This window comes from Endozoicomonas sp. SESOKO1 (assembly GCF_024606265.1).
Classification (GTDB): domain Bacteria; phylum Pseudomonadota; class Gammaproteobacteria; order Pseudomonadales; family Endozoicomonadaceae; genus Endozoicomonas.
Genome location: NZ_JAHHPP010000148.1, coordinates 1 through 11,252 on the forward strand (window position 1 = coordinate 1; position 11,252 = coordinate 11,252).

Sequence of the window (11,252 nt, forward strand, 5' to 3'; positions counted from 1 at the left end):
GAGGCGCATCTTACTGCGCCGGTTTGATTTGTCAACCGATTGTTTTTGATTCAATCCAAACAACCTGTTTCCAAACCGCACTTCCCGTTCAGCGATGAAGGTTCATTCTGCTGCATCGTGGATGACCGTCTGGGTCAGTCCGTGAAAGTGGACCGAATGATAGAGAAATTTTGATGTTAATCAATAAGTGATGATGGTTTTACGTACAATCACCTACAGCAAGTAAAGCGAGTGATAAATTGGCTGCACAATGGAAATACCATTCTCTACATTGTCGGCTAAAGCGCGGGGCTGTTGGTGCCTGGCGTGGTGCTGTGCGTGGCAAAGCATTATTGGTTGGAACTTTTATTCAGTTTCGTAATCGAAAGGTTATTAAAACCAGCAATAAGTGGAAAATCAAATGCACTCAGCTCAGACATCTACCACGCTCCCCAGCGGGGCAACCTCAACTGAAACCTCATTGGCAAGTAGTCTGAATTCGCTCCCGCCAAAACAAATAACCAGTTTTTACTACCGTGGCGTCAAGGTTATGGTTGAAATGCCTGATGCATTCACGAATAAAGTAGCATTTTGTAAGTTGAATCACCTGCCCGGAGAGGTATACCAATGCACCGCTGATCGCAGTCACCTGCTGTGCCGCCATTGCCTGAAGCACGAGCAACCAGCCTCCCTCCTTAAACAATCGGGCACCCCGGATGATGCAGCTGTATACCTCTGCCCATTCGATAATACTGTGACTTATCCAGACAAATATACATCCCGCGAAATCAAATCCTCATATTTACCTCAATGCCCTTCAAACACCGCCAAAGGAGATACTCATTGTCAGTGGCACGGGCTTTATAATGATGTCCTCAAACACGTTGACCTATGTCCAAATTTCCCCTTGGAAGACAGGATACTCATGTTGCAACACGCGCGTTCGGAAGCTACCGGAAGCCTCTCAGCGCTTGATATTCGCATAGAGCAGCTTATAAATCAGGTAGAACAACTGGGATCATTACTGCTCAAAAAGCCGGAATCCCCTATTGATGTAAAAATAAAGTCACTGGAAAAAAATATTGATTTACTGAAACAACAACTGCAAAGACTTACCGGGGATTTTAACGTCTCTCTTCAAAATCAAAGACTGCACCCCAGCTCCTCGCTGATATCCGGACTCCAGCAACGCATCACTAACCTTGAAAAACTCAGCAGAGAAAACTCTCATACTATTAAAGATCTTGAAAACCAACTGGCCAATGCATTTCATTTGATAGATCAACTGATGAAAGCCAAAGCCGTACAAGAAAACCCAGTAGCCAAAACCGGTACCCTGCTTTGGAAAATTGATAATTTCGAATCCAAACGGACAGAAGCTATAACTAAAAAGAATACTTTATTTTCGCCTGTATTCTGGACAAACGAAAACGGTTATAAATTGTGCGCAAGGATCTACCTGGATGGTGACGGACCAGGAAGACAAACACATATCAGCTTGTTTCTGGTGGTGATGAAGGGTGACTACGATGATTTCCAGCGCTGGCCGTTTCGACATAAAGTTTCTTTTACCATTCTTGATCCGAATGGCCAGGAACATTTGCACGACTCTTTCCGCCCCAACCCGGATTCGTCATCTTTTCAAAGACCTAAAAAGGATTACAACATCGCCTCTGGCTGCCCAACCCTACTGGAACTCTCCAAGCTGGATAAATACGTTAAAGACGACGCTATGCTCATAAAAATCTCGATAGATACTAAAGAACCCTGATACCTTGCCAGAAGGCAGGGTTGCTTGAATATAGAAAAGCGCCCATTGTTGTGAATGGGCGCTTTATTAAACCCTGGAACACATTCTTATTTATTAAACGAATCTGTCTCACCAAGCAATCTCTCAAGCAGCTGTTTATTTTCATCCGATAAACCGCAAACCAACTCACTTTGATGTTTACAGATCGTTTTATGCAGTTCCTGGTTTGACGACAGCAGTCGCCGTATTGATGCCTGCCGGTGTTCGAAAAGCCAGTCGTATAATCGAATATCTGAGTAGTTTATTGAATGATTGTCTTGAGGGATTTCATTCTGATGACTATCTTCAAAATCAGCTTCAACATCAGCTTCTACCTCCTCGTCACACTCAGTTCTCTCATAACTACGCCGGTCAGGCTCTAACCCGACCTTGACAAAATCCGAGGGTGGAGCACTGAAAATAGCTTCCATGTGATCCGTGAAAGCATCGGAGCAAAAGTGCATATAATCGTTGTACGGCTGGTAGATGAAAGGAAGAAGACTCTGCTCTTCGGGGTGCTCACCCCTGGCTTGTGCCAGCAACGCTTCAAGCTTTATTTTATTCTGGTCATTCAGGTTGCTGGCAATCATTTCGACCGTGTTATCGATCAGATAGAAAGCCTCTGGATAACCTTTCAGCAGATTTCCGACGTCCTCTGCCCATGTTTCCATCAACGTGTCGGAAATAGCGCCCTTCAGAACGTCAATATTTTTGGGGAAATGGTATTTATAGGCGGCTTTCAGGACGTTATTGCATAATGTCAGCTTTCTGTTCCACCCGCTATCTTCTTCACCATTTTTATTTTTTTCAAAGGTACTGAAACACACCCAAAGCAATGAGTGGCCGTCGTCATCAATACCGTTCAGGGCCAACCCTGATTTTATCCAGTAGAGAAGTATTTCGGTATCACTATCGAAGTAATAGGGAATCATCATGCTAACAAAATTCGATGCTTCACTGGCGCATTTACTGATATCCAGCCCATAGTGAGCAAGCAGTGCCAGTTTTTCACTTTGGAGTTTGCGGTCTTTGACAACTGCGCTAAGGGGACAGTATTCGGAACGGTTATCACCATCACCAATAGTGGCTCCGGCCCGCAAAATAAGAATTGGCGAACCACTCCATGAGAAACATGAACACATGGCCTCAATCAGGGCTGTTTTACCATTTTCATTTTGTGCATTAAGTATCTTCGGGTTTTCCCTGACTGCCTCCAGCAATATGACCATAAGCTCCTTGGTAGCACCGGCATAGCAGACCGTGTGTAATGGCGTGTTCCCCAGACGATCAGTAGTTGCCAGCGAAGCACCCTGACTCAAAAGCCATTTAACGACGTTATCCGGATGTACTGGGTACTGATCCCAATACAGACTGTTCCTCCTATGAACACAGCTTGCATGACAAAACTTGTGCAACAGGGTTTGCCCGGCATGGTTGATGGGCTGATCGATATCAACCCCCTCCTGGCTCAAGAACCATTGCAGTTTGTCCAGAATATTGGGATCCTTCACCCACAGTGGCGAATACCAATACACCGTTTCGTGGGGTCCATAGGCTGATGCCTGGCTTATTTGGCGGGCTTCTTTGGCGTGAATATCGATAGACCTGTTCTGTAACAGCGTATCTAATTCCTGAATGTCCGCATTATTATCAAGCAGCCTATCGCACTGGCAATCCGGGGTGCGGACCAACTGTGTTGTGGGGGTTTTGCATACGACCAACTGGCGACCATTGAATTCCCCTGCATCGTCAGGCTGTATTGACAGGTGGTGGCAAACCATCGTGGGTAAGGTAATAACCGACTTGAAAGCTGTGAGTGCCTCAGGGGTAACGGTGTTCATAATACATCTTCCCAGGTGCGTTTTTTGTAAATTTCAATCCAGATAAATCCATTTAAAAAAGCGCGGGCCGATCACTGGATATAACCAAACAGTCAGTCTGGTATAAGTTGGGAGATAATCAAGTATTATGCCTGGGATGCGCCCCCGGGAAAGAGCGCAGGAGAGATAAAAACGGTATTTACTGGATATGGGCCAACACGCCATCCAGCTCATCCAGCGAATTGTAGGAAATGACCAGCTTGCCTTTGCCTTTGGCACTGCACTGAATGGCTACCCGGGCTCCTACCTTTTCAGACAGCTCATCCTCAAGCTGCTTGATATCAGGATCAGGGCGCTTGACGGTTTTACCACCTTTCTCCTTTTCCTGCTGGATTCGACGAACCAGTGATTCGGTCTGACGCACAGACAACCCTTTTGCCGTAACCGTTCTGGCGACTTCCAACTGATCCATTTCTCCCAGGGAAAGCAATGCCCTGGCATGGCCCATTTCCAGGTCACCATATTCCAGCATTTTCTTTACTTCAGGGTTCAGCGCCATCAGTCGCAAGGTATTGGCAACGGCAGCCCTGGACTTGCCGACGGCCTGGGCCACTTCCTGTTGGGTCAGTTCGAATTCTTTTTGCAGTCTGGAAAGCGCGATCGCCTCTTCAATCGGGTTCAGGTCTTCCCGCTGGATGTTTTCGATCAGCGCCATGGCAATGGCAGCTTCATCGGGAACATCACGAATCAGGGCAGGAACTTCTGCGAGGCCTGCCAGCTGCGCTGCACGCCAGCGACGCTCGCCAGCAATGATTTCGTAGCGATTCTGCCCGGCCGGACGAACCACGATTGGCTGCATGATGCCCTGCTCTTTTATACTTTCAGCCAGCTCTTCCAGGGCATCAGGATGCATGTCTCGGCGGGGCTGGTACTTGCCACGAACCAGAAATTCAACGGGCAGGTCTTTCATTGTCCCATCCAGCGACTCCTTGACCGGTGATGGCCCGGAGAGATCATTAGACAGGGACGCCGGTAACCTGGCGCTACCGAGCAGTGCATTTAAGTTAGTACCGAGACGTTGTTTCGCCATGGGTCAGTGAGTTCCTGTTTTCCTTTCTGACTTGCCTTGAAGCCCCTTGATGTCATGCTTGCGTACCAGCTCCCCGGCCAGTGCCAGATAAGCCACCGCTCCACGGGAGTTCCGGTCATAGGCCAATACCGGCTTACCATGACTTGGTGCCTCGGCAAGGCGAACATTACGGGGAATCACGGTTCGATAGACCTGATCTCCAAAATGGTTGATGAGCTGTCTCGATACTTCAGTGGTCAGCGTCATCCTCGGGTCATACATGGTGCGCAGCAGACCTTCGATGTGCAAGTCGGGATTGATGGTTTCCCTGAGGCCCGCAATGGTTTCCATCAGGGCCGTCAGGCCTTCCAGTGCATAGTATTCGCACTGCATCGGGATAATGACCCCGCGGGCAGCAACCATGGCATTAATGGTCAGCATGTTCAGCGATGGCGGACAGTCAATCATGATAAAGTCGTACTGGCCTTCCACCCTGGCAAGTGCGTCATGGAGCCTGGATTCCTTGCGGTCCATCTCCATCAACTCAACCTCTGCTGCCGTCAGGTCGGCGTTTGCCCCCAGAACATCATAGCCACCATCCTGCGATGGCAGGATTGCCTGCTCGATATTACAGCGCCCCGTCAGCACATGGTAAACAGACCATTGCTGGGCATGTTTGTCGATGCCACTGCCCATGGTGGCATTACCCTGGGGGTCGACATCAATAAGCAGTACCCGCTGCTTACTGGCCGCCAGGGAAGCCGACAGGTTCACGCAGGACGTGGTTTTGCCAACCCCACCCTTCTGATTGGTTACCGCTAGAATTTTAGCCACAGCCGTTTAATACCATTCAATGCCTGTTACGCAAAATGACAAGATGACGATCGCCGTCTGTGCCCGGTACCTTCAAGGACTCACAGCCAACCAGATCAATATCGTGACGATCCATCAATTCCTTCAATTCCTTCAATTCCTCTTCAGGATATAGCCCTTTCATGGCCAGATAAACACCTGAAGGTGATAATAAGTGTTTTGTACCATCCACCATGTTAACCAATGAACTGAATGCCCGTGAAGTAATGGCGTCAAAAGGCGCATCCACTTTAAAAGACTCTACACGGGCATTAGCGACTTTCAGGTTATCAAGTTGAAGGTCCAGTTTTGCCTGAAGCATGAATCGGGTTTTCTTGCCATTACTGTCCAGTGTCGTAAATTTTTTATCCGGATACATAATGGCCAGAACAACACCCGGCAGTCCCGGACCTGAACCTACATCCAGAATTACCTCACCAGAAATATGGGGAACAATACTCAGACTATCAATAATATGCCTGAAGACCATCTCTTTGGGGTCACGAATGGCGGTAAGATTGTAGGCTTTGTTCCACTTGTTCAGCAGCAGGACATAGCGAGTCAGCAAATCCGCCTGAACCGGGGACAAATCAAGACCGAGAGACTTGGCCCCCTGACAAATATCCCTTTGTAATGTCCGGGCCAGGGAATGGTCGGTTAATGATGATTGAGAAGCGTTCATGGATTCCTTCAGACAGCGGACAGTGAAGCCTTATGCCGTGTTGATAAGCTAACTGGTCGCCGCCTGGCTTTACTGATGACAATAGATAACTGACCAGTTTATTTCATAACCTTGATAAAATCGACGCAATCATTCTGTCGTCAATCGCCTTAAGGGCTGCCTGTAAGCCAGCCAACTGCGCCTTTGCTTTCTGGTAAGCTTCATAGGTTTTGATGGTTTCTACCAGTCTGGCATCACGCTCACGCGGCTCTTTGTCTGGATCATAAATCGCCGTGGCATCTTGCGCCTTCTCCAATGCCTTCATTACGTCCACGCAAACACTGGTGTTTTTGGGTAATTTGGTTGTAGGTTTAGCCTCAGGCTTCTGATTGGCAGCATGTTTGTGATGATCCTTTGCAGCCTGCACATTAAGAATATCCACCTGCTTTTTCAGTTGCGCCGTGTAGTATGCGACAGGTGACCCTTTTACTGTACCGCAGCGCATGGCCATGGCGTAATCAATTACCTCCCGGGCGGCTTCTGAATTGATATCCACACGGGGAATATAGGAGTCCCATGTACGGGTCATTTTCAGACACTCAAGCCGTAATTCGAGAATAGCGTCAGTGAGCTGTGTTTTTTCTTCCTGCCATTGGGCAAGCTCATCCGGCAGATCGCATTCTGTTGTGCTTTCAGGGGGAGAGGCAGCTGCCGCCTTTTGATCATTCTGCAAAACACAAACCAGGGCAGGGAGATCGTCAGGCACTTCAGGCAAGGTAATGCTGTACTCCTCCAGTTTTTTTGACGAAGCATTCGGGTGGATGATGGCAGGAATATAGGGGACAACATGTTTTGGCACGACAGGAAGCGTATCAGTTATGTAATCATCGTCGTCTGAATCACGTTCCAGGACTTCATGGGCTGCCGCTATCAGGTCTTGCATGAAAGCTTCATAACCAGGAATAGCCAAAATGGGAAAAGCAGGTGCCATATAACCACCTCACAACCAACCATGAAAACTATTTTCTCCCAGACATTAATTTTGGGAAAAAGTTTAAACAGGCTCCTAAGCCAGTGTTGACCCTGGCTCCAGACTGCATAAATCCTGGCAATTTTTGGCCGGAAGTGATCCAAGGCTATTGATGGGCATTAACTTGTCAGAGCAGGAGAGCAATGCCGGATGTGAGCCGGGAAGCCCTTCCGGAATCTCCTGACCAATGGCTTGATAATGTTCAATCCAGAACGGCATAAGCTCACCGGTTTCCATATCCCGGAAACTCATGGGCGTTTCTTCAAACAGGAAAACGCCTTTGTTAGCACTACGAAAAGCATGAACAATCAATTCACTGCAGTACCAGCTTTTCTGGTGCTCCTCCTGATTCTGGCGGTAGTGTGGATCATAGGGTGTCGAAAGCTGTTGCTCTGCAAACGTCAGGGCATCAGGTACCAGTGCCGAGTAACTCGATGCCAGCCGACAGACCAGGACACAGGGCCTGCCATGGTTGTCTAAAACCGAGTTGCTGACAAAGTCATCCAAACTGGTTTTCTGCACTTGGGGCATCACAGCTTCGATAACCATGCCATCTCCGTCGTAGAGTGCTACATGATTAATGGCTACACCATCCCGACCGGCAAAAAGTCGGCTGATAACCCATTCAGCCTCTCCACCTGAGCGCAGTTGAAAAAGCAGGTCACCTGGCAAGAGATCTTTAGCAATCACATTAGCTGGCATCACTGTGGCTGGCAGTGCTTTATCCATAGCAAATCCAATGTCTGAAAATCATCCCGTAATGGCGGAACAGGCAATATAAAAAATCATGTTCAGGCGTATAGGGCTTGTCAGGCCATTTCATTGCGCAACAGCTCAAGTACCTGGCGAGTATCAGGACGAACGCCACGCCAAATGGCAAACTGCTCTGCCGCCTGCTCAACCAGCATCCCAAGCCCGTCGAGGGTTTTACCCGCCCCTTGCTCACGGCACCAGCGATTGAAAACGGTTTCATCGGCACTGTACATCATGTCGTAACAGCAGGTGCCTTGATCAATAACATGGCCTGATATGGGTGGCATCTCTCCCTGCAGGCTGGCAGCGGTTCCGTTGATCACCAGATCAAAACGACCTTCTATTTCGTCGAATCCACAGGCAGAAATGGCTTTATCCTCAAAGCATTCAACCAGTGTATCAGCCTTGCTACGGGTCCGATTGGCTATGACAACGTCAGCCGGTTGCTCGGCGAGCAGGGGTTCAAGCACACCTCTGACGGCACCACCGGCCCCGAGGATAAGTACCCGCGCTCCTTTAATACTTACACGGTTATTGGCTTTGAGATCTGCAACCAGGCCAAGCCCATCGGTGTTATCCCCATGCAGCAGGCCATGCTCATCCTGCCACAGGGTGTTTACCGCCCCGGCTTTTTCCGCCCGTGACGTTCTCTTTTCAGCTAACCGCCATGCCTCTTCCTTGAATGGTACGGTTATGCTTAGCCCCAGGTCACCGTTTTCAAAGAATTCATCGATCGCTTTTTTAAACCCGCCAACGTCAACCAATATGGCAGTGTAACGAAGACTTTGACCGGTCTGATCGGCAAACAATGTGTGAATGACAGGTGATTTGCTGTGGGCAATTGGGTTCCCCATTACCGCGTAATTGTCTACCGGCCCGGCCATGATTCGGATCCTCTAAAATTTATGCCCAATCTTTTGGCTTTAAAAACGCTTCATACAGGCGTGCCTCTTCGGTGCCATGTTCTGGCTTCCAGTTGTAATCCCAGCGTACATGGGGAGGCAACGACATAAGGATAGACTCTGTACGACCACCGGACTGCAAACCAAATAAAGTTCCACGGTCGTATACCAGGTTGAACTCCACATAACGGCCACGGCGGTACTCCTGAAAACGCTTGTTCTGCTCTGAGTAAGGCATCGATTTACGACGCTGAACAATGGGCAGGTAGGCATCAATGAAACTGTCGCCAACCGACTGCATAAACTCAAAGCTCCGCTCAAATGGCCACTCATTCAGGTCATCGTAGAACAGTCCGCCAACGCCCCTGGGTTCATTGCGGTGTTTAAGAAAGAAGTATTCATCACACCACTTTTTATAACGGGGATAGACATCATCACCAAACGGTTCGCAGGCTTTTCTGGCCACCTGATGCCAGTGTTGACAGTCTTCTTCAAAGCCATAGTAAGGCGTCAGGTCATAGCCGCCACCAAACCACCAGACCGGCGCTTCTCCTTCTTTATGAGCTATCAGCATTCGGACATTGGCATGAGAGGTCGGCACAAATGGATTATCCGGATGGATCACCAGGGAAACCCCCATGGCCTGAAAACGCCTGCCGACCATTTGTGGCCGATGGGCTGTGGCACTGGCAGGCAGCTGATCCCCTGTTACATGGGAAAAGTTCACACCTGCTTTTTCAAAAACCGTGCCGCCTTCAAGCACCCTGGCTTTACCGCCACCATCACCCTTTTTTCCGGAGCCAAGGTAGTCCCACTGGTCCTCCCTGAAGGAACCCTCCGTTTCTTCTGCTTCAATCGCGGTACAGATGCGATTCTGCAAATCCAGAAGGTATTGCTTTACGAGATCTACAGACGGTTCTGACATCCTGGGACAAGCCTTTTATTAATTAAGTTTCAGGAGCCTGCCCTTACCAGTTCACCTGAACGCAGGTCTTGGATTTTTGAGGGTGTTTTCTGCCCTCCGGTTTCGCCGGGAACAATGCCATCGAGAAGAGAGCCAAACGCTTCCTCCACACCTGAGAACATTAGCAGCGGGTCCTCACCGGCCAGGTTTGCTGAAGTAGACACGATCGGGTGCCCTGTTGCCTGACACAGTGTTTTCACCAGTGGGTGCGCCGTGATACGAACGGCAACCGTATCAAACTGGCCCCTGACCCAATCGGGAGTCCAGCCAGCAGGGTCAGGAATCAACCAGGTATAAGGACCTGGCCAGGTAGACTTCAGCACGCCTCTTTCTTCTGAAGAGAGCGGATCCAGTAGCGGTGCAAACTGTTCCTCTGCAGCACCAATCAGAATAACCCCTTTTTCGACAGGTCGTTGTTTGATATCAAGAATCCTGTATACCGCCTGCCGGTCCCATGGGTCACACCCCAATCCCCATACGGCTTCAGTCGGGTAAGCGATGACGCCGCCATTTCTGATTATTCTGGCTGCTTGATCTACATCCATCATAAAAACGTCTCGGATAAGCCTCAACAATGACGGGCACTAGTCTAACAAGAGAAGTTCAGAAGCAACAGCCAGAAGCGCAAAGCACGGATCGTTGACGATGTCCTGCCCAGAAGCTTTCAAAGGATAGACTGCCACAGGAAAGTCAGCCAAGACGAATAAAACCACCGGATGTGGACTCAATAACGCCATCAAGCTCCATTTCTGTCAGTACTGCGGAGAGCTCTGCAAAAGGAATGCCGGACAGTGTGCTGATTTGATCCGCACTGACAACGTCAAAGCCCATCACTTCAATCACTTTAAGCCGCAAAGGGTCTATCTCTTTTCTACTGGAAGTCGATGGGGCAAATTCATTCATAACACCACGCAGCTGGGGTGCCAGTTCAATCAATACATCATCAGGACTCTCCACCAGCACTGCACCTTCGCGGATAAGCTTATGACACCCACGACTTAACGGGTTCAGCACAGAACCCGGTATGGCAAAAACCTCACGCCCCTGCTCCGCTGCCAGCCTTGCCGAAATTAAAGAGCCACTTTCAAGTGCGGCCTCAACCACCAGCACACCCAGGGATAAACCGGACAAGATGCGATTTCGACGGGGGAAGTTACCGGCAAAGGGTTTCGTGCCCAATGGGTATTCGCTGACAATGGCTCCCTGACTGGCAATTAACTGATACAGGTCCTCGTGCCTTGCAGGATAAACCTGATCCACACCGGTTCCCAACACGGCAACGGTACTGCCATAACAACCCAGGGCACCCTGATGAGCAGCCGCATCAATCCCCAGTGCCATACCACTGGTAATCACCAGACCACTCCTTGCCAGATGCTCACAAAATTCCCGGGCAACCCGACGACCGTTTGGCGTCGGCCTCCGGCTGCCGA

General features: G+C 49.3%; 11 protein-coding genes. 1 reads left to right on the plus strand and 10 read right to left on the minus strand.

Going from position 1 to position 11,252, the window contains the following annotated elements; genetic code table 11:
• Positions 1-400 precede the first annotated feature (400 nt).
• The gene (locus tag KDK13_RS07225) at positions 401-1,750 is read left to right on the plus strand and encodes a hypothetical protein (RefSeq protein ID WP_257284301.1); all 1,350 of its coding nucleotides are present in this window, start codon (positions 401-403) and stop codon (positions 1,748-1,750) included.
• A gap of 86 nt (positions 1,751-1,836) precedes the next feature.
• Here the strand turns inward: KDK13_RS07225 and KDK13_RS07230 are convergent, their stop codons facing one another.
• The 10 genes from KDK13_RS07230 to dprA all read right to left on the minus strand — a co-directional run.
• Positions 1,837-3,609 carry an ankyrin repeat domain-containing protein gene (locus KDK13_RS07230; RefSeq protein WP_257284302.1) on the minus strand — a complete coding sequence of 591 codons (1,773 nt, stop codon included), beginning with the start codon at positions 3,607-3,609 and terminating at the stop codon, positions 1,837-1,839.
• A gap of 178 nt (positions 3,610-3,787) precedes the next feature.
• Positions 3,788-4,678 carry a ParB/RepB/Spo0J family partition protein gene (locus KDK13_RS07235; protein ID WP_257284303.1) on the minus strand — a complete coding sequence of 297 codons (891 nt, stop codon included), beginning with the start codon at positions 4,676-4,678 and terminating at the stop codon, positions 3,788-3,790.
• 3 nt (positions 4,679-4,681) lie between these two features.
• A complete protein-coding gene (locus KDK13_RS07240; RefSeq protein WP_257284304.1) occupies positions 4,682-5,491 on the minus strand; it encodes a ParA family protein in 810 nt (269 codons plus the stop codon).
• 16 nt (positions 5,492-5,507) lie between these two features.
• On the minus strand, positions 5,508-6,191 hold the full coding sequence (rsmG, locus tag KDK13_RS07245; protein ID WP_257284305.1) for a 16S rRNA (guanine(527)-N(7))-methyltransferase RsmG: 684 nt from the start codon (positions 6,189-6,191) through the stop codon (positions 5,508-5,510).
• 103 nt (positions 6,192-6,294) lie between these two features.
• Positions 6,295-7,161, minus strand: a complete 867-nt coding sequence (locus KDK13_RS07250; RefSeq protein WP_257284306.1) for a hypothetical protein — start codon at positions 7,159-7,161, stop codon at positions 6,295-6,297.
• A 75-nt stretch (positions 7,162-7,236) separates the two neighbouring features.
• Positions 7,237-7,929: a YiiX/YebB-like N1pC/P60 family cysteine hydrolase gene (locus KDK13_RS07255; RefSeq protein WP_257284307.1), complete on the minus strand. Its 693-nt coding sequence runs from the start codon at positions 7,927-7,929 to the stop codon at positions 7,237-7,239.
• Positions 7,930-8,009: 80 nt separating this feature from the next.
• Positions 8,010-8,837: a shikimate dehydrogenase gene (gene aroE / locus KDK13_RS07260; protein ID WP_257284308.1), complete on the minus strand. Its 828-nt coding sequence runs from the start codon at positions 8,835-8,837 to the stop codon at positions 8,010-8,012.
• A 19-nt stretch (positions 8,838-8,856) separates the two neighbouring features.
• The gene (hemF, locus tag KDK13_RS07265) at positions 8,857-9,780 is read right to left on the minus strand and encodes an oxygen-dependent coproporphyrinogen oxidase (protein ID WP_257284309.1); all 924 of its coding nucleotides are present in this window, start codon (positions 9,778-9,780) and stop codon (positions 8,857-8,859) included.
• Between the two features lie 29 nt (positions 9,781-9,809).
• Positions 9,810-10,367, minus strand: a complete 558-nt coding sequence (locus tag KDK13_RS07270) for an L-threonylcarbamoyladenylate synthase (protein WP_257284310.1) — start codon at positions 10,365-10,367, stop codon at positions 9,810-9,812.
• 142 nt (positions 10,368-10,509) lie between these two features.
• Positions 10,510-11,252, minus strand: a 743-nt coding sequence (gene dprA / locus KDK13_RS07275) for a DNA-processing protein DprA (RefSeq protein ID WP_257284311.1), incomplete at its 5' end; no start/stop codon positions are given.